The following is a 16,883-nucleotide window of genomic DNA, read 5'->3' as shown; positions in this document are numbered from 1 at the left end:
TACCCTGACCGTAACGATCCGCCACTCTGCTTGATTGATGCCTTGCCTCCTGCGCTCCTAAGGTAGCTGCCACGACAGCGAACCCGTGGAGTGGACATGACAACAAGACTATCCCCCGACTCGCGCTGGACGCGGCGGCGCAGTGAGAAGCAGCGGCGGCTTGAACAGGTGCGGGGGCTCGCCGATGGCGCTGTGTTGCCCACCGACAAGATTGTCGCGGCGCTGGAGGCGTTGATCCTGCCCGGCGACCGTGTGGTGCTGGAGGGCAACAACCAGAAGCAGGCGGACTTTCTGTCTCGCTCCCTGGCCAAGGCCGACCCGGGCAAGCTGCATGACCTGCACATGATCATGCCCAGCGTCGGGCGTTCGGAGCATCTGGACCTGTTCGAACGCGGCATCGCGCGCAAGCTCGACTTCTCTTTCGCCGGCACCCAGAGCCTGCGCATCAGCCAGTTGCTGGAAGACGGCCTGCTGGAAATCGGCGCGATCCACACCTACATCGAGCTCTACGCGCGGCTGGTGGTGGACCTGATCCCCAACGTGGTGCTCTCGGCCGGCTTCATGGCCGACCGCGCCGGCAACATCTATACCGGGCCGAGCACCGAGGACACCCCGGCACTGATCGAGCCGGCGGCGTTCAGCGACGGCATCGTCATCGTCCAGGTCAACCAGCTGGTGGACGATGTCAGCGAGTTGCCGCGGGTGGATATCCCGGCGTCCTGGGTCGATTTCGTGGTGGTGGCCGACAAGCCGTTCTACATCGAGCCGCTGTTCACCCGCGACCCGCGCCATATCAAGCCGGTGCACGTGCTGATGGCGATGATGGCGATCCGCGGCATCTACGAGAAACACAGCGTCCAGTCGCTGAACCACGGCATCGGCTTCAACACCGCGGCCATCGAGCTGATCCTGCCGACCTACGGCGAATCCCTGGGCCTGAAAGGCAAGATCTGCCGCAACTGGACCCTCAACCCCCATCCGACCCTGATCCCGGCTATCGAAAGCGGTTGGGTGGACAGCGTGCATTGCTTCGGCACCGAACTGGGCATGGAGCAGTACATCGCCGCGCGGCCGGACGTGTTCTTCACCGGGCGCGACGGTTCGCTGCGCTCGAACCGGATGTTCTGCCAACTGGCCGGGCAGTACGCGGTGGACCTGTTTATCGGCGCGACCTTGCAGGTCGATGGCGATGGTCATTCCTCCACCGTGACCCGCGGCCGCCTGGCCGGCTTCGGCGGTGCGCCGAACATGGGCCACGACCCGCGTGGCCGGCGCCACGGCACCCCGGCCTGGCTCGACATGCGCCACGACGACGCGCCGCAACCGATGCTCGAACGCGGCAAGAAACTGGTGGTGCAGATGGTCGAGACCTTCCAGGAGGGCGGCAAACCGACCTTCGTCGAAACCCTGGACGCGGTGGAAGTGGCGAAGAAAAGCGGCATGCCGCTGGCGCCGATCATGATCTACGGCGACGACGTCACCCACCTGCTGACCGAAGAGGGCATTGCCTACCTGTACAAGGCGCGCTCCCTGGAAGAGCGCCAGGCGATGATCGCGGCGGTGGCCGGGGTGACCGCCATCGGCCTGCGCCACAACCCCAAGGACACCGCGCGCATGCGTCGCGAAGGGTTGATCGCCTTGCCCGAAGACCTCGGCATCCGCCGCACCGACGCGACCCGCGAGCTGCTGGCGGCGAAAAGCGTCGCCGACCTGGTGGAGTGGTCGGGTGGCCTGTACAACCCGCCCGCCAAGTTCAGGAGCTGGTAAATGCACGCCTTCAACCTGCAAACACAATCCCTGAGCCTGGCCGAGCGCCTGGCGGACCTGGCGGTGGATGCGCTGATCGATGAGGCGGACCTGTCGCCGAAACCGGCCCTGGTCGACCGCCGTGGCAATGGCGCCCACAGCGACCTGCACCTGGGGCTGATGCATGCCTCGGCGCTGTCGTTGTGGCCGGCGTTCAAGGAAATGGCCGAGGCTGCCAGCGAGGCCGGCGCCATTGGCCTGCCCCTGCGCGAAGCCCTGGGGCGCATCGGCCGTGACGGCGAAGCGGCGATGCTCGCCACCACCCACGGCGTGAACACCCATCGTGGGGCGATCTGGGCCCTGGGCCTGCTGGTGGCCGCCGCCGCCCTGGAGCCTCACGCCAACAGCGCCGGCGCCCTCTGCCTGCGGGCCGCGCGCCTGGCGCTGCTGGACGATCGCTACGCGCCACGGCCCCTCAGCCACGGCGCACAAGTGGCGCTGCGCTATGGCGTGCGCGGTGCGCGCGAAGAAGCCCAGTTGGGCTTTCCGGCGGTGCTGCAACGGGGCCTGCCGCAACTCCAGCGCAGCCGTGCCCAGGGGCATGGCGAACAGAACGCCCGGCTCGATGCGCTGCTGGCGATCATGAGCGGCCTGGCCGACACCTGCGTTTTATATCGCGCCGGTGAGGAAGGTTTGCAGGCCATGCAGCAGGGCGCCCAGGCAGTACTTGAGGCCGGCGGTAGCGCCAGCCTGTCCGGGCGTCGCCGGTTGCACGAGCTGGACCAACAACTAGTGGCCTTGAACGCCTCGCCCGGTGGCGCCGCGGACTTGCTCGCGGCCTGCCTGCTGATCGACCGGATCGCCTCCGGCGCCGCCTTTACCCAGGGAGCAGTGTGATGGAAACCTTGTCTTTCGAATTTCCCGCCGGGCAACCCGCCCGGGGCCGGGCGCTGGTGGGCTGTGTCGGCTCGGGCGATCTGGAAGTGCTGCTCGAGCCCGGGCAGCCCGGCAAGCTGAGCATCCAGGTGCAGACTTCGGTCAACGGCAGCGCCTCGCGCTGGCAACACCTGTTCGAGCGCATGTTCGACGGCCAGACGCCGCCGGCGCTGAGTATCGACATCCATGATTTCGGCGCCACCCCCGGCGTGGTGCGCCTGCGCCTGGAGCAAGGTTTCGAGGAGATCGGCCATGACTGACAGCGCCCGTTTGCTCAATAAGCACAGCTTCGTCGAGCTCGGCGCCCGGCAGCGCGCCAGGGCCCTGCTCGACGCCGGCAGCTTTCGCGAATTGCTCGACCCCTTCCAGCGCGTCATGTCGCCGTGGCTGGCGCGTCAGGGCGTGGTGCCCCAGGCCGATGACGGCGTGGTGATCGGCAAAGGCAGCATCGACGGCCTGCCGGTGGTGATCGCCGCCATCGAAGGCGCGTTCCAGGGCGGCAGCCTCGGCGAGGTCGGCGGGGCGAAGATCGCCGGCGCCCTGGAACTGGCGGCCGAGGACAACCGCAAGGGCATTGCGACCCGTGCGGTATTGCTGCTGGAAACCGGCGGCGTGCGCCTGCAGGAGGCCAATCTCGGGCTGGCGGCGATTGCCGACATTCACGCGGCGATCGTCGACTTGCGCCAGTACCAGCCGGTGATCGGCATCGTCGCCGGCAGCGTCGGTTGTTTTGGCGGCATGTCGATTGCCGCCGGGCTGTGCAGTTCGCTGCTGGTGACCCAGGAGGCGCGGCTGGGCCTCAATGGCCCGCAGGTGATCGAGCAGGAAGCGGGCCTTGAGGAATACGACTCCCGCGACCGGCCTTTCATCTGGAGCCTGACCGGCGGCGAGCAGCGCTTCGCCAGCGGCCTGGCGGACCGTTATGTGGCCGACGACGTGGCGCAGATCCGCCAGCAGCTCGGCGAGCTGCTGGCCCAGGGGCTGCCCACCGCACAGCGCAGCCGCCAGGCCGAACGCTACCTGCAATGCCTGTCGCGGCTGGACAGCCGCCCACAGATCGACCCGGCGACGGTTCGCCAGCTGTATCGAGGAGACCACTGATGAGTGCTTATTCCCTGAGGGGCCTGAACTGGTTCCACGCCCTGAGCGCGGGGGCTGCCCCGGTGACCGGTTTGCCGGCGTCGCTGAAGGTGGCGGATGCCGTGCTGGCGCAGCAGCCGGTGCGTTTTATCGCCGTGGTCGCCGACCCTGAAAACCCCTTCGTGCGGGCGCGCAACGGCGAGGTCGGCCTGCTGGAAGGCTGGGGCCTGGCCAAGGCGGTGGACGAGGCGATCGAGGCCGACCGCGAGCAGAGCGTCAAACGCGCGCTGATCGCCATTGTCGACGTGCCAAGCCAGGCCTATGGGCGGCGCGAGGAAGCGTTGGGCATCCACCAGGCCCTGGCCGCGGCTGCCGACAGTTACGCCCGGGCCCGGCTGGCCGGGCACCCGGTGATCGGCCTGCTGGTGGGCAAGGCCATGTCCGGGGCCTTCCTGGCCCACGGTTACCAGGCCAACCGCCTGATCGCCCTGCGCGATCCGGGGGTGATGGTGCATGCCATGGGCAAGGCCTCGGCGGCGCGGGTCACCCTGCGCAGCGTCGAGGAACTGGAGGCCCTGGCCGCCAGCGTGCCGCCCATGGCCTATGACATCGACAGCTATGCCAGCCTCGGCCTGCTCTGGGAGACCCTGGAGGTCAGCCAGATCGAGCAGCCCGGCGCGGACGATCTGGCGCGGGTACGGCAATGCCTGGAGCAGGCGATTGCCGATGCGCGGGCGCATGGCCGCGACCTGTCGGGCCGTCTGGGCGCCAGCAATCGCGGCGCGTCCAGCCGGGTCCGCCAGCTGTTGCGCGAGCAATGGTGAGCGCCGTGAACGATGCCTTGTTGCCCCACGACCTGCTGTGGGGCCTGACCCCGCGGCAATTACCCGCCGATGCCCCGGCCTGGGCAGTGGCGGCCATGGCCGCGGGGCAGCCGGTGGTGGTGCGCCGCGCGCTGACCGCGGCGGGGCAGGTGGCGGTAGGCGTGCGTGGACAACAACGTGAACAACGTTATGCAACGCTGATGACGCTGGCAGCCATCGAACGCCGGGTGCGACCGGAGGACCTGCGTCACGCCGAGTCGGATCATGCCTGGCCAGCCCTTCAGGCATTGGCCGAGTTGCGCGGGCCGCTGGACGCCTGTGGCTGGGCCTGGGGCGTCAGCGGCAGCGCCGGGTTCGAGCTGGCCAGCGGTGTGCCGGCCTTGCATCGACACAGCGACCTGGACCTGATCCTGCGCACTGAACAGCCCATGAACCGGGAACAGGCCCGGGCGTTGCTGGCGCTGCTCGATACCGGCATTTGCCCGGTGGATATGCAATTGCAGACGCCTCATGGCGCCGTGGCCCTGCGCGAGTGGGCCGGGGCCTCGGCCCGGGTGCTGCTGAAAAGTGCCAGCGGCGCGCGGCTGGTCAGCGATCCGTGGCAGCCATTGGAGCAGGTGGCGTGAGCAGCCTGCTGGTATTCCCGGGCCAGGGCGCGCAGCAGCCGGGGATGCTGCATCGCCTGCCCCAGAGCGCTGTGGCGGATGCCTGCCTGCAACAGGCCAGCGAGGTGCTGGGCGAGGACGTCCTGACCCTGGACACGCCCGAGGCCCTGGCCAGCACCCGCGCCGTGCAGCTGTGCCTGCTGATCGCCGGCGTGGTTCATGCCCGGGTGCTGCTGGAACAGGGGCCGGGGGCGGATTACGTGGCGGGCCTGTCGATTGGCGCCTACCCCGCGGCGGTGGTGGCCGGGGCCCTGGCGTTCGGCGATGCGCTGCGTCTGGTCAGCCTGCGCGGCGAGCTAATGCAGCAAGCCTATCCCCAGGGTTACGGGATGACCGCGATCCTCGGCCTGGAACTGGCGACGGTGGAGGCTTTGCTGGCCCAGGTACATAGCCCGGAGCAGCCGGTGTACCTGGCCAATATCAATGCCGACAACCAGGTGGTGATCGCCGGCAGCGACGCCGCCATGGCCCGGGTTGCCGAGCTGGCCCGGGGCTGTGGGGTCGGGGTCGCCAAGCGCCTGGCGGTCAGCGTGCCGTCCCATTGCCCGCTGCTGGAGGCGCCAGCCCGGGCCCTGGCGCAGGCGTTTTCCCAGGTGGCGCTACAACCGCCGCGCCTGGGTTACCTGAGCGGCAGCCGTGCGCGGCCGCTGCGTACGCCGGAGCAGTTGCGCGACGACCTGGCCTTCAACATGTGCCGGGTGGTGGACTGGCGCGGCACCGTGCAAAGCGCCTACGAGCGCGGCGTGCGGCTGCAGATCGAACTGCCGCCCGGGGCGGTGCTGACGGCCCTGGCGCGCCGGGTGTTCGAGCAAGGCACCGTGATTGCCTGCGACGGTGCCCGGCTCGACACCCTGCAAGCGCTGTTGCGTGAGGAGGTAGACCGCCAACCCTAGACACCGGCTCAAGCTTGCGAAGCACAAGAACAACAACTTCGACGATGCACTTTGAGGACAACAACAATGATTATCTACGGTGTGGCGCTGCTGGCGATCTGTACGCTGGCAGGGGTGATTATCGGTGACCTGCTCGGCGTGTTGCTGGGCGTCAAATCCAACGTCGGCGGGGTCGGCATCGCCATGATCCTGCTGATCTGCGCGCGCCTGTGGATGCACCGGCACGGTGGCATGACCAAGGATTGCGAGATGGGCGTCGGCTTCTGGGGCGCCATGTACATCCCGGTGGTGGTGGCCATGGCCGCGCAACAGAACGTGGTCACCGCCTTGCACGGCGGCCCGGTGGCGGTGCTGGCGGCCATCGGCTCGGTGCTGCTGTGCGGCGGCACCATTGCCCTGATCAGTCGTACCCACAAAGGCGAACCGTTGCCGGACGAGCCGCAAACAGCGGCGCCCGGCGCCACTCCGGCCGGGGGACGCTGATATGTGGGATCTGATCGAGAAAGGCCTGGAACACAATGGCCTGGTCACGGCCTTCGCCTTCGTCGGCGTAATCATGTGGGTCTCGGTGCTGCTGTCCAGGCACCTGACCTTTGGCCGGGTACACGGCTCGGCCATCGCCATCGTCATCGGGCTGGTGCTGGCCTGGGTCGGTGGCACGCTCACCGGCGGGCAAAAGGGCCTGGCGGACCTGACGCTGTTCTCCGGCATCGGCCTGATGGGCGGCGCCATGCTGCGCGATTTCGCGATTGTCGCCACGGCCTTCGAAGTGCAGGCCACCGAGGCGCGCAAGGCCGGGATGATCGGCGCCATCGCGTTGCTGCTGGGGACGGTGCTGCCGTTCATTGTCGGCGCAAGCATCGCCTGGGCCTTCGGCTATCGCGATGCGGTGAGCATGACCACCATCGGCGCCGGCGCGGTGACCTACATCGTCGGGCCGGTGACCGGGGCGGCGATCGGCGCCAGTTCCGATGTGGTGGCGCTGTCCATCGCCACGGGGCTGATCAAGGCGATCCTGGTGATGGTCGGCACGCCCATGGCGGCGCGCTGGATGGGCCTGGACAATCCGCGTTCGGCGATGGTCTTCGGTGGCCTGGCGGGCACCGTCAGCGGGGTGACCGCGGGCCTGGCGGCGACCGACCGGCGCCTGGTGCCTTATGGCGCGCTGACCGCGACCTTCCATACCGGGTTGGGTTGCCTGTTGGGGCCTTCGTTGCTGTTTTTTATCGTGCGCGGGTTGGTTGGCTGATATGACGCCATCGCGGGCAAGCTCCGCTCCTACAGAATCACGCAAAACCTGTAGGAGCGAGCGGGCGGCGATCCGACTTGCCCGCGATAGCGTCTTATGACCCCCGCGAATACATCCGGCACTCCGCCAACAACGCCAGCAGGTTCGGATCGCGTTCCTTGGCCTTGAGAAACACCACGCCGATATGCTGTTGCAGCCGGTAGCGCGGCTGCAGCGCAATCAGCTTCACGCGGTTTTCGTACACCGCGGCGATCCTTCCCGGCAACAGGGCATAACCCACCCCCGAGCTGACCATGCTCAGCAGGGTGAAGATGTCGTTGACCTGCATCGCCACCTTCGGCTCGAACCCCGCCTGCTTGAACACTCGCACACCGTCCTGGTGGGTGGCGAAGCCCTGGGTGAGGGTGATGAAGGTCGCGTCGCGCACATCGCTGAGGTCGACCTCGGCCTGTTGGGCGAACGGCGAATCGGCGGGCGTGGCGAGGAAGATATCGTCGGAGAACAGCGGGATCTGTTCGCAGTCCGGGTCGCTGACGCTGTCGTCCAGCGACACCAGGATGGCGTCAACTTCCATGTTCTTGAGCTTGTACAGCAGGTCGATGTTGGAGCCCAGGATCAGGTCGATGTTCAGCTCGCTGCGGCGCAGCTTCAAGCCCATGATCAGCTGCGGCACGGTCTTCACCGTCAATGAATAGAGCGAGCCGAGCTTGAAGCGCTCCGCCGAGAAACCCGCGGCTTCGCGGGTCAGGCGCACGCTTTCGACCACGTCCTGGATCAGTTTCTGCGCCCGCTCTTCGAGGACGAAGGCGCTTTCCAGCGGGGTCAGGTTGCGTCCTTCATGCTTGAACAGCGGGCAGCGCAGGGCGCTTTCCAGGGAGTGAATGGCCCGGTGCACGCTGACATTGCTGGTCTGCAACTCGGCGGCGGCGCGGGCCAGGTTGCCGGTGCGCATGAACGCGAGGAACACCTCGAGCTTCTTCAGGGTCAGTTCTTCATCGATCAGCATGGTCGGCACTCTTTTTCGAATGCACCGATTGTGCCTGTCGAGCCATGACTTGGCTGGAGGTTTTTTCGTCCATACCTTATTCGGAAACATTGCGCTTGCAGGCTACAGCTTCGCGCCTTGCGCAGATTTTTCGCCTTGGGAGGTGAGGGGTACATGTATCACGGGGAAAGACTCAACGCCTGGACGCACCTGGTCGGTGCGGTGGCGGCACTTGTCGGGGGAATCTGGCTGGTGGTGCTGGCCAGCCTTGACGGCAGCCCATGGAAAATCGTCAGCGTCGCCATCTACGGCTTCACCCTGCTGGTGTTGTACAGCGTCTCGACCGTCTACCACAGCGTGCGCGGGCGGGCGAAAAACATCATGCAGAAAGTCGATCACTTCTCCATCTACCTGCTGATCGCCGGCAGCTATACGCCGTTCTGCCTGGTGACCCTGCGCGGACCCTGGGGCTGGACGCTGTTCGGCATCGTCTGGGGGCTGGCGCTGATCGGCATCCTGCAGGAGATCAAGCCGCGCTCCGAGGCGCGGATCCTGTCCATCGTGATCTATGCGGTGATGGGCTGGATCGTGCTGGTGGCGGTCAAGCCGCTGCTGGCGGCCCTGGGCATCGCCGGTTTCATCTGGCTGGCGGCGGGCGGGGTGCTCTACACCGTCGGCATTATCTTCTTTGCCCTGGACAGCCGTTTGCGCCATGCCCATGGGATCTGGCACCTGTTCGTGATCGCCGGCAGTTTGCTGCACTTCGTGGCGATCTTGTTTTACGTGTTGTGACGAGCGACCGCATCATCGTTCATCGCGGGCAAGCCTCGCTCCTACAACGGGTAGCGTACATCCCTGTAGGAGCGAGGCTTGCCCGCGATGGCGTCCTGACAGGCTGCCTCAATCCCCGGTCATCAACCGATCCAACTGCTCCTGCGCCCGCCCACCAAAAATCTCCAGCAGGCTACGCAAGGTATGCGGCAGCGCCTCCGCGGCGCGGGTCACGGCGTACAGGGTGATCGGCAGCGCCGGCGTCAGCGGGCGGATCGCGGTGCTGGCGGGCGAGGCGCCGAGGGCGGTGAACGGATCGATCACCGCCAGCCCGGCGCCGGATTCGACCATGGCGCGGGCCAGGGAATAGGTCTGCACCGCGATGCTGACCCGCGGCGCCGGCTCCACGGCTTTCAGGTAACCGTCGAGTTTCGCCGCCAGCGGGTCGGCGCTGGACAGGCCGATCAACGGCGCGCCCGCCAGTTCCAGCAAGGACAGCGGCGTGCCCCGGGCCGCCAGGGGCCAGTAATCCAGCGGCGCCAGCGCCACCAGCACCCCGCTGGCCAGGGCCTGGGCGGTCAGCCCCGGGTGATCCGGGCGTTGCAGGGTCAGGGCGACGTCGATCTCGCGCATCAGCAGGTTCTGCACCAGTTCGCGGCTGTGGGCGCTGGACAGCTCGCAGAGGATATCCGGGTAGCGCCGGGTCCATTCGCTGATGGCCGGCGGCAGCAGCGACAGGGCCAGCGCCGGGGTGGCGCCGATGCGCAGGCTGTGGCCCGGTTCGCGGCGCAGGCTCTGGGCCAGGCGCCGCACCCCTTGCAGGCTTTCGCTGACCTTGTCGACCTCGCGCTCCAGCTCCAGGGCCTCCGGGGTGGCCTGCAGCTTGCCCTTGACCCGCAGGAACAGCGGGAAGCCCAGCTGCTGTTCGGCGTGTTGCAACACCTTGGTCACCGCCGGCTGGGAAACGTGCAGCAATTGCGCCGCGCCGCTGATCGAACCGGTCTGGCGGATGGCCTGGAAAATCTCGATATGGCGCAGTCGCATGGCAAGTCCATAACCTTTGTTTATGGGTGGACCATCTTTATTCATTGTCCCGCGCCTGTCACCTGGCCCTAACCTGAAGCCCGCTCAACGAGGGATTAAGGACTGACATGGCACAGCGGGTTTGCATCATCGGCGGCGGGGTCATCGGCCTGGCCAGCGCCTACGCCCTGGTTCGCGAGGGGTTCGACGTCAGCCTGGTGGAGGCACGGGACGCCTTCGCCAGCCAGACCAGCTTCGCCAACGGCGGCCAGCTGTCGTACCGCTACGTGGCGCCGCTGGCCGACGCCGGCGTGCCCTGGCAGGCCCTGGGCTGGATGCTGCGCGGCGACTCGCCGCTGAAACTGCGCCCGCGCCTGGACCCGGCCCAATGGCGCTGGATGGCCGGGTTCCTGGCGGCCTGCCGCGGCTCGGTGAACCGGCGCAACGGCGCGCACCTGCTGCGCCTGGCGCTGTTGAGCCAGGCCACCTTGCAGCGCTGGCGCGACGACGATGGGCTCGACGGTTTCCACTGGCGGCGCAACGGCAAGCTGGTGACCTTCCGTGAAACCGCCAGTTTCGAGCACGCGCGCCACGGCCTGGCCGATCCGCGCCAGCAGCAGGTGCTGTCCGCCGCCGAGTGCGTGCAGCTGGAACCGGCCCTCGGCGGCGCGCCCTTTGTCGGCGGCATCTTTACCCCGGACGAGGAGGTGGCCGACTGTCACGCCTTCTGCCAGCAACTGGTGGCGCGCCTGCGGGCCTCCGGGCGCTGCCAGCTGCTGACGGGGCGTGCGGTCACCGGGATTCGCCAGGCGGGCGGCCAGGTCCGGGCCATCGAGCTGGGCGACGAGGTGCTGGCGGTGGACCAGCTGATTCTCGCCGCCGGGCATCGCAGCGGCGAACTGGCGCTGCCCGGGCTCAAGCTGCCGCTGTACCCGCTCAAGGGCTACAGCCTCAGCGTGCCGATCGGCGCGCAACACCGGGCGCCGGAGATCAGCATCACCGATTACAACCGCAAGATCGTCTACGCGCGGATCGGCCAGCAGCTGCGGGTGGCGGCCATGGTCGATATCGTCGGCTTCGACCCGGCCCTGGACCCGAAAAGACTAGCGCTGATGCAGCGCCAGGCGCGGGAAACCTTCGCCCATGCCGGCGATTACGATGCCGCCGTCGAATGGGCCGGCATGCGCCCGGCGACCCCTAGCGGCGTGCCGCTGATCGGCGCCACCGGCTACCGCAACCTGTGGCTCAACCTGGGCCATGGCGCCCTGGGCTTCACCCTGGCCTGTGGCAGCGGGCAACTGCTGGCCGAACTGCTCGGCCAGCGCCGTACTTCCATCGACATGCAGGGGCTCGCGCCCCATGCCGCCTGAACTCTTCAACCTACAAGGAGTTGTTCCATGACTATCCAGCGTCTTCACAGCAACGACCGTCTCAGCGGCGTGGTGAGCTTCGCCGATCTGCTGTTCCTCTCCGGCCAGGTACCGGGCGCGGCCCTGGATGCCAGCGGCCAGACCCGCGAAGTGCTGGCCAAGATCGACGCCTTGCTGGCCGAGGCCGGCAGCGACAAGGATCATCTGCTGAGCGCGACCATCTACCTGAAAGACATCCAGCGCGACTTCGCGGCGATGAACGAGGTGTGGTCGGCCTGGTTGTCCCCGGGGCAGGCGCCGAGCCGTACCACGGTGCAGGCCGCGCTGGCGCGCCCGGAAATCCTGGTGGAAATCACTGTCATCGCGGCTCGCCGCTAACGCCTTCACCCACAACGGAGAATAACAATGCAAAAAATCACGTTGCTCGGCTGCGCCCTCGGCCTGTTGCTCGGCTCCCCGCTGTACGCCAGCGAGGCGCCGCTGACCGGCACCCTGGGCAAGATCGCCAATGCCGGCAGTATTACCCTGGGTTATCGCGATGCGTCGGTGCCGTTTTCCTATGTGGGCGACAGCAGCGGCAAGCCGATGGGCTATTCGGTGGACCTGGCGAACAAGGTGGTCGAGCGCATCCGCCAACAGCTGGCGCTGCCGCACCTGGCGGTGAAGTACAACCTGGTGACCTCGCAGACCCGTATCCCGCTGGTGCAGAACGGCACCGTGGACCTGGAGTGCGGCTCCACCGGGGTCACCGCCGAACGGCAGAAGCAGGTGGCGTTTTCCTACGGTTTCATCTACGTCAAAGGCCAGTTGCTGACCGCCAAGGACAGCGGGATCAAGAGCTTTGCCGACCTGCGCGGCAAGAACGTGGTGACCACCGCCGGCACCACCAACGAACGTTTCCTCAAGAGCTACAACGTCGAGCACAAGATCGACATGTTCGTGATCAGCGCCAAGGACCACGGCGAAGCCTTCCAGATGCTGCAATCCGGTCGCGCCGCGGCGTTCTACATGGATGACGCGCTGCTCTACGGCGAACGGGCCAAGGCCCGCGATCCGCACAACTGGGTGGTGGTGGGCGAGGAGCAGTCACGGGAAATCTACAGCTGCATGGTGCGCAAGGACGACCCGCAGTTCCTCGAACTGGTGAACGCCACCCTGGCCGACCTGTACCGCTCAGGGGAGATCAACGGCATCTACCAGCGCTGGTTCGAGCAGCCGATTCCGCCCAAGGGCCTGAACCTGGAATTCCCGATGACCAGCGAGCTGAAGGCGATCATCGCCAAGCCAGTGAGCGATCCGGTGGAGTAGTTAGGTCGCTTGCGCTTCTGTAGGAGCCAGGCTTGCCGGCGATGGCCAGCACCGCGGTGGGTCAGGCAAAACGCCTCGCGGGCAAGCCTCGCTCCTACAGAAGCGAGGTTGCGGCTGGTCGGCTTCTGTAGGAGCCAAGCTTGCTGGCGATGGCTGCGCCGCGGAGTGTCAGGTGAAATGCTTCGCGAGCAAGTCGGATCGCCGCCCGCTTGCTCCTACAGAGACAGATGTGGGTCAGAAATCGCCCCAGAGCTGCTGCGCCACCGCCAGCGCCACCACTGGCGCGGTTTCGGTGCGCAGTACCCGTGGGCCGAGGCGCGCCGGCAAAAAGCCCGCGTCCTGGGCCTGGGCCACTTCGGCGTCGGACAAGCCGCCTTCCGGCCCGATCAGGAATGCCAGGGTCGCAGGCTTGGCATGGCTCTCCAGCGGCTCGGCCACCGGGTGCAGCACCAGCTTGAGGTCGGCCTGGGTCTGCTTGATCCAGTCGGCCAGCAACACCGGCGGATGAATCACCGGCACCCGCGAGCGCCCGCATTGCTCGCAGGCGCTGATGGCCACCTGGCGCCAGTGGGCCAGGCGCTTGTCGGCGCGTTCGTCCTTCAGACGCACTTCGCAGCGTTCGCTGAAAATCGGGGTAATGTCGTTCACCCCCAGTTCAGTGGCTTTCTGAATCGCCCAGTCCATGCGCTCGCCCCGGGACAGGCCCTGGCCGAGGTGGATCTGTAGCGGCGACTCGACCTGCCCGGCGAAGCTTTCGTCGAGCCGGACCACCACGCGTTTCTTGCCGACTTCCAGCAGCGTGCCGCGAAATTCGTGGCCCGAACCGTCGAACAGTTGCAGCGCATCGCCTTCGGCCATGCGCAGCACGCGCCCGATGTAGTGGGCCTGGGCCTCCGGCAGTTCGTGTTCGCCGAGGCTCAGGGGGGCGTCGATAAAGAAGCGGGACAGTCTCATGGTGGTTCTCTGGGAAAAAGGCTGGTCAATCGGTGCGTCGCGAGGCGACCCGCTCCAGCGCGGAGCAGGCCGGTTGGCGGGGCATCAGCCCGGATCGCGGAAGCCCGGGTGGAAATCTTCGGGAACGGCGACGCTGAGCTTGTCGCTGGTGGCGATATCGATGCCTTCGCTGGCGACCTCGGCGAGGAAGTCGATCTGCTCCGGGGTAATCACATAGGGCGGCAGGAAGTACACCACGCTGCCCAGGGGGCGCAGCAGGGCACCACGCTCCAGGGCGTGCTGGAAGACTTTCAGGCCACGGCGTTCCTGCCAGGGGTAGGCGGTCTTGCTGGCCTTGTCCCGGACCATCTCGATGGCCAGGACCATGCCGGTCTGGCGCACTTCGGCAACGTGCGGGTGGTCCGCCAGGTGTGCGGTGGCGCTGGCCATGCGCTGGGCCAGGGCTTTGTTGCTCTCGACGACCTGGTCCTGCTCGAAGATGTCCAGGGTCGCCAGCGCCGCCGCGCAGGCCAGTGGATTGCCGGTGTAGCTGTGCGAATGCAGAAACGCGCGCAGGGTCGGGTAGTCGTCGTAGAAAGCGCTGTACACCTCGTCCGTGGTCAGGCACGCGGCCAGCGGCAGGTAGCCGCCGGTCAGGGCTTTGGACAGGCAGAGGAAGTCCGGGCGGATGCCGGCCTGTTCGCAGGCGAACATCGTGCCGGTGCGGCCGAAGCCGACGGCGATCTCGTCGTGGATCAGGTGCACGCCGTAGCGATCGCAGGCCTCGCGCAGCAGCTTGAGGTACACCGGGTGGTACATGCGCATGCCGCCGGCGCCCTGGATCAGCGGCTCGACGATCACCGCGGCGACGCTCTCGTGGTGTTCGGCCAGGGTCTGCTCCATGGCCGCGAACATGTTGCGCGAGTGCTCTTCCCAGCTCATGCCTTCGGGACGCAGGTAGCAATCCGGGCTCGGCACCTTGAGGGTGTCCAGCAGCAGCGCCTTGTAGGTTTCGGTGAACAGCGGCACATCGCCCACCGACATCGCGGCGATGGTCTCGCCGTGGTAGCTGTTGGTCAGGGTGACGAAGCGTTTCTTGCCTGGCTGGCCGCGGTTGAACCAGTAGTGGAAGCTCATCTTCAGCGCCACTTCGATGCACGACGAACCGTTGTCGGCGTAGAAGCAGCGGGTCAGGCCCTCGGGGGTGATGTTCACCAGGCGCTCGGACAACTCGATCACCGGCTGATGGCTGAAGCCGGCGAGGATCACGTGTTCCAGTTGATCGACCTGATCCTTGATGCGCTGGTTGATGCGCGGGTTGGCATGGCCGAACACATTGACCCACCAGGAACTGACGGCGTCGAGGTAGCGCTTGCCTTCGAAGTCCTCCAGCCACACGCCTTCGCCGCGCTTGATCGGGATCAGCGGCAGCTGTTCGTGGTCTTTCATCTGGGTGCAGGGATGCCATAACACCGCGAGGTCGCGTTGCATCCACTGGTGGTTGAGGCCCATGTTCAGTCTCCAGGAAACGGTGGCGGGGTATGCCGGCAAACAATCGCGCAAGCCTATGCAATGCCAGGCGGCGTCACAACCCATTGCAAGGGTGCGAACGAATTGGACGCGGTGGTGGAACGCTCTGTCACGTTTGCCCCACGTAGACCTTAACGCTTGGTTAATTTACTGTTCGTACGATCAACATCGTATTTCTCGATATTTCAAAGCGAAAATTTCCGCTTTAATCCGATAGTTAAATCGATAGTCTTGGGCAGCAGTTCTTACAGGATTTAAGTGATGCAGCTACGCAATTCTTCTTCGCGCTATGGCGCGGTCAGCATTTTCCTGCACTGGAGTGTGGCGCTGGTAGTCTTCGGATTGTTCGCGCTGGGCCTGTGGATGGTGGGCCTGGATTACTACAGTGCATGGCGCAAAGACGCGCCGGACCTGCACAAAAGCATCGGCCTGACGCTGTTCGCGGTCATGCTGCTGCGGGTGCTGTGGCGCTTCGTCAGCCCGCCGCCGCCCGCACCGGCCAGCCACGGTCGCCTGACGCGCCTGGGCGCAGTTTTCGGCCATGCCTTTCTGTATCTCAGCCTGTTCGCTGTGATGATTGCCGGTTACCTGATTTCCACCGCAGACGGTGTCGGGATCCCGGTGTTCGGTCTGTTTGAAGTTCCTGCCCTGGTTTCCGGTCTTCCGGACCAGGCGGACGTGGCTGGCGAGGTGCACCTGTACCTGGCCTGGGCCCTGGTGATTTTCGCCGGGCTGCATGGGCTGGCCGCGCTGAAACACCACTTTATCGATCGTGACGCGACCCTGACTCGTATGCTGGGGCGCAAAGCCTGATGTTCAACCTCGACTCAAAAGGAATAGGAAGCATGTTGAAAAAGACTCTCGCCGCTCTGGCAATCGGTTCTGCCCTGCTGTCCGCCGGCCAGGCGATGGCCGCCGACTACGTGATCGACAAGGAAGGCCAGCACGCCTTCGTCGACTTCAAGATCAGCCACCTGGGCTACAGCTTCATCACCGGTACCTTCAAGGACCTGGACGGCAAGTTCAGCTTCGACGCGGCCAAGCCTGAAGACGCCAAGATCGAAGTCAATGTGCGCACCGCCAGCGTGTTCACCAACCACGCCGAGCGTGACAAGCACGTCAACAGCAAGGACTTCCTGGAATCGGGCAAATTCCCTGATGCGAAGTTCGTGTCCACCAGCGTCAAGCCAACTGGCAAGAATGCTGATGGCAAGCTGACCGCTGACGTGGCTGGCGACCTGACTTTCCACGGCGTGACCAAGCCTATCGTGGTCAAGGCCACCTTCCTGGGTGAAGGCAAGGATCCATGGGGTGGCTACCGTGCAGGTTTTGAAGGCACCACCAGCATCAGCCGTAAAGAGTTCAACAAGGACGGCATGGATGTTGGTCCACAGTCCGACACCGTTCAGCTGTACATCACCTTCGAAGGTGTGAAAGCAAAGTAATGCTTCGCCTGTAGCCGCTGCCGAGCCCGCGAGGCTGCGACAAGGTCCGCAGGACCTTCATGGCCCTGAAGCCTGCGACCGGTTCCCGGTCGATCGCAGCCTCGCCACAGGCTCGGCAGCGGCTA

19 protein-coding genes are annotated in these 16,883 nt (G+C 66.2%); 15 read left to right on the top strand and 4 right to left on the bottom strand.

Annotation, left to right across the window (positions count from 1 at the left end; all coding sequences use genetic code 11):
- Nucleotides 1-96 precede the first annotated feature (96 nt).
- The 9 genes from mdcA (at nucleotide 97) to madM (ending at nucleotide 7,393) form a co-directional block, all read left to right on the top strand.
- Entirely contained in the window at nucleotides 97-1,767 is a 1,671-nt protein-coding gene (mdcA, locus tag TO66_RS29450; RefSeq protein WP_044465554.1) for a malonate decarboxylase subunit alpha, read from the top strand.
- Complete coding sequence (locus TO66_RS29445; protein ID WP_044465553.1) at nucleotides 1,768-2,643, top strand: triphosphoribosyl-dephospho-CoA synthase; 876 nt, start codon at nucleotides 1,768-1,770, stop codon at nucleotides 2,641-2,643.
- A complete protein-coding gene (locus TO66_RS29440) occupies nucleotides 2,643-2,942 on the top strand; it encodes a malonate decarboxylase subunit delta (RefSeq protein ID WP_007932573.1) in 300 nt (99 codons plus the stop codon). Before TO66_RS29445 ends, TO66_RS29440 begins: the two co-directional genes overlap by 1 nt.
- Nucleotides 2,935-3,783 carry a biotin-independent malonate decarboxylase subunit beta gene (locus TO66_RS29435; RefSeq protein WP_044465552.1) on the top strand — a complete coding sequence of 283 codons (849 nt, stop codon included), beginning with the start codon at nucleotides 2,935-2,937 and terminating at the stop codon, nucleotides 3,781-3,783. Before TO66_RS29440 ends, TO66_RS29435 begins: the two co-directional genes overlap by 8 nt.
- Nucleotides 3,783-4,586, top strand: coding sequence for a biotin-independent malonate decarboxylase subunit gamma (gene mdcE, locus TO66_RS29430; RefSeq protein WP_044465551.1), 804 nt, complete (start codon nucleotides 3,783-3,785; stop codon nucleotides 4,584-4,586). Before TO66_RS29435 ends, mdcE begins: the two co-directional genes overlap by 1 nt.
- A complete protein-coding gene (locus TO66_RS29425) occupies nucleotides 4,580-5,212 on the top strand; it encodes a malonate decarboxylase holo-ACP synthase (protein WP_044465550.1) in 633 nt (210 codons plus the stop codon). Before mdcE ends, TO66_RS29425 begins: the two co-directional genes overlap by 7 nt.
- Nucleotides 5,209-6,144: a malonate decarboxylase subunit epsilon gene (gene mdcH / locus TO66_RS29420; RefSeq protein WP_044465549.1), complete on the top strand. Its 936-nt coding sequence runs from the start codon at nucleotides 5,209-5,211 to the stop codon at nucleotides 6,142-6,144. Before TO66_RS29425 ends, mdcH begins: the two co-directional genes overlap by 4 nt.
- Nucleotides 6,145-6,210: 66 nt before the next feature.
- Nucleotides 6,211-6,627 (top strand): malonate transporter subunit MadL, encoded by a 417-nt coding sequence (gene madL, locus TO66_RS29415; protein ID WP_044465548.1) that lies wholly within the window; start codon nucleotides 6,211-6,213, stop codon nucleotides 6,625-6,627.
- 1 nt (nucleotide 6,628) lies between these two features.
- Nucleotides 6,629-7,393: a malonate transporter subunit MadM gene (madM, locus tag TO66_RS29410; RefSeq protein WP_044465547.1), complete on the top strand. Its 765-nt coding sequence runs from the start codon at nucleotides 6,629-6,631 to the stop codon at nucleotides 7,391-7,393.
- A gap of 94 nt (nucleotides 7,394-7,487) precedes the next feature.
- On the opposite strand, the gene TO66_RS29405 is transcribed toward madM, so the two are convergent.
- Entirely contained in the window at nucleotides 7,488-8,399 is a 912-nt protein-coding gene (locus TO66_RS29405) for a LysR substrate-binding domain-containing protein (protein WP_044465546.1), read from the bottom strand.
- A gap of 153 nt (nucleotides 8,400-8,552) precedes the next feature.
- Here TO66_RS29405 and trhA point away from each other — a divergent pair, with 153 nt between their 5' ends.
- Nucleotides 8,553-9,170, top strand: coding sequence for a PAQR family membrane homeostasis protein TrhA (trhA, locus tag TO66_RS29400; protein ID WP_044465545.1), 618 nt, complete (start codon nucleotides 8,553-8,555; stop codon nucleotides 9,168-9,170).
- Nucleotides 9,171-9,278: 108 nt separating this feature from the next.
- On the opposite strand, the gene TO66_RS29395 is transcribed toward trhA, so the two are convergent.
- Nucleotides 9,279-10,193, bottom strand: a complete 915-nt coding sequence (locus TO66_RS29395) for a LysR family transcriptional regulator (protein ID WP_044465544.1) — start codon at nucleotides 10,191-10,193, stop codon at nucleotides 9,279-9,281.
- 107 nt (nucleotides 10,194-10,300) lie between these two features.
- On the opposite strand from TO66_RS29395, the gene TO66_RS29390 reads away from it, so the two are divergent.
- Genes TO66_RS29390 through TO66_RS29380 form a run of 3 tightly spaced genes read left to right on the top strand, consistent with a single transcriptional unit; the run spans nucleotide 10,301 to nucleotide 12,850 of the window.
- A complete protein-coding gene (locus TO66_RS29390; RefSeq protein WP_044465543.1) occupies nucleotides 10,301-11,542 on the top strand; it encodes a D-amino acid dehydrogenase in 1,242 nt (413 codons plus the stop codon).
- 27 nt (nucleotides 11,543-11,569) lie between these two features.
- Nucleotides 11,570-11,920 carry a RidA family protein gene (locus tag TO66_RS29385; protein WP_044465542.1) on the top strand — a complete coding sequence of 117 codons (351 nt, stop codon included), beginning with the start codon at nucleotides 11,570-11,572 and terminating at the stop codon, nucleotides 11,918-11,920.
- Nucleotides 11,921-11,947: 27 nt separating this feature from the next.
- Nucleotides 11,948-12,850 carry a transporter substrate-binding domain-containing protein gene (locus TO66_RS29380; protein ID WP_044465541.1) on the top strand — a complete coding sequence of 301 codons (903 nt, stop codon included), beginning with the start codon at nucleotides 11,948-11,950 and terminating at the stop codon, nucleotides 12,848-12,850.
- A 234-nt stretch (nucleotides 12,851-13,084) separates the two neighbouring features.
- On the opposite strand, the gene TO66_RS29375 is transcribed toward TO66_RS29380, so the two are convergent.
- Nucleotides 13,085-13,804, bottom strand: coding sequence for a 16S rRNA (uracil(1498)-N(3))-methyltransferase (locus TO66_RS29375; RefSeq protein WP_044465540.1), 720 nt, complete (start codon nucleotides 13,802-13,804; stop codon nucleotides 13,085-13,087).
- A gap of 84 nt (nucleotides 13,805-13,888) precedes the next feature.
- Nucleotides 13,889-15,295, bottom strand: a complete 1,407-nt coding sequence (locus TO66_RS29370; RefSeq protein WP_044465539.1) for an adenosylmethionine--8-amino-7-oxononanoate transaminase — start codon at nucleotides 15,293-15,295, stop codon at nucleotides 13,889-13,891.
- A gap of 279 nt (nucleotides 15,296-15,574) precedes the next feature.
- Here TO66_RS29370 and TO66_RS29365 point away from each other — a divergent pair, with 279 nt between their 5' ends.
- Together TO66_RS29365 and TO66_RS29360 are read left to right on the top strand one after the other, a co-directional pair.
- A complete protein-coding gene (locus tag TO66_RS29365; RefSeq protein WP_044465538.1) occupies nucleotides 15,575-16,126 on the top strand; it encodes a cytochrome b in 552 nt (183 codons plus the stop codon).
- 32 nt (nucleotides 16,127-16,158) lie between these two features.
- Nucleotides 16,159-16,758 (top strand): YceI family protein, encoded by a 600-nt coding sequence (locus TO66_RS29360; RefSeq protein WP_044465537.1) that lies wholly within the window; start codon nucleotides 16,159-16,161, stop codon nucleotides 16,756-16,758.
- Nucleotides 16,759-16,883: the final 125 nt, after the last annotated feature.

Source organism: Pseudomonas sp. MRSN 12121 (assembly GCF_000931465.1).
GTDB lineage: Bacteria > Pseudomonadota > Gammaproteobacteria > Pseudomonadales > Pseudomonadaceae > Aquipseudomonas.
The sequence above is the reverse complement of the archived record's forward strand: the minus strand, read 5'-3'. Positions and strand labels throughout refer to the sequence as shown.

Bases quoted from the DNA above. Each gene is read 5' to 3' on its own strand.
- mdcA (WP_044465554.1), top strand. From the start codon at position 97: ATGACAACAAGACTATCCCCCGACTCGCGCTGGACGCGGCGGCGCAGT.
- TO66_RS29445 (WP_044465553.1), top strand. From the start codon at position 1,768: ATGCACGCCTTCAACCTGCAAACACAATCCCTGAGCCTGGCCGAGCGC.
- TO66_RS29440 (WP_007932573.1), top strand. From the start codon at position 2,643: ATGGAAACCTTGTCTTTCGAATTTCCCGCCGGGCAACCCGCCCGGGGC.
- TO66_RS29435 (WP_044465552.1), top strand. From the start codon at position 2,935: ATGACTGACAGCGCCCGTTTGCTCAATAAGCACAGCTTCGTCGAGCTC.
- mdcE (WP_044465551.1), top strand. From the start codon at position 3,783: ATGAGTGCTTATTCCCTGAGGGGCCTGAACTGGTTCCACGCCCTGAGC.
- TO66_RS29425 (WP_044465550.1), top strand. From the start codon at position 4,580: ATGGTGAGCGCCGTGAACGATGCCTTGTTGCCCCACGACCTGCTGTGG.
- madL (WP_044465548.1), top strand. From the start codon at position 6,211: ATGATTATCTACGGTGTGGCGCTGCTGGCGATCTGTACGCTGGCAGGG.
- madM (WP_044465547.1), top strand. From the start codon at position 6,629: ATGTGGGATCTGATCGAGAAAGGCCTGGAACACAATGGCCTGGTCACG.
- TO66_RS29405 (WP_044465546.1), bottom strand. From the start codon at position 8,399: ATGCTGATCGATGAAGAACTGACCCTGAAGAAGCTCGAGGTGTTCCTC.
- trhA (WP_044465545.1), top strand. From the start codon at position 8,553: ATGTATCACGGGGAAAGACTCAACGCCTGGACGCACCTGGTCGGTGCG.
- TO66_RS29395 (WP_044465544.1), bottom strand. From the start codon at position 10,193: ATGCGACTGCGCCATATCGAGATTTTCCAGGCCATCCGCCAGACCGGT.
- TO66_RS29390 (WP_044465543.1), top strand. From the start codon at position 10,301: ATGGCACAGCGGGTTTGCATCATCGGCGGCGGGGTCATCGGCCTGGCC.
- TO66_RS29385 (WP_044465542.1), top strand. From the start codon at position 11,570: ATGACTATCCAGCGTCTTCACAGCAACGACCGTCTCAGCGGCGTGGTG.
- TO66_RS29380 (WP_044465541.1), top strand. From the start codon at position 11,948: ATGCAAAAAATCACGTTGCTCGGCTGCGCCCTCGGCCTGTTGCTCGGC.
- TO66_RS29375 (WP_044465540.1), bottom strand. From the start codon at position 13,804: ATGAGACTGTCCCGCTTCTTTATCGACGCCCCCCTGAGCCTCGGCGAA.
- TO66_RS29370 (WP_044465539.1), bottom strand. From the start codon at position 15,295: ATGGGCCTCAACCACCAGTGGATGCAACGCGACCTCGCGGTGTTATGG.
- TO66_RS29365 (WP_044465538.1), top strand. From the start codon at position 15,575: ATGCAGCTACGCAATTCTTCTTCGCGCTATGGCGCGGTCAGCATTTTC.
- TO66_RS29360 (WP_044465537.1), top strand. From the start codon at position 16,159: ATGTTGAAAAAGACTCTCGCCGCTCTGGCAATCGGTTCTGCCCTGCTG.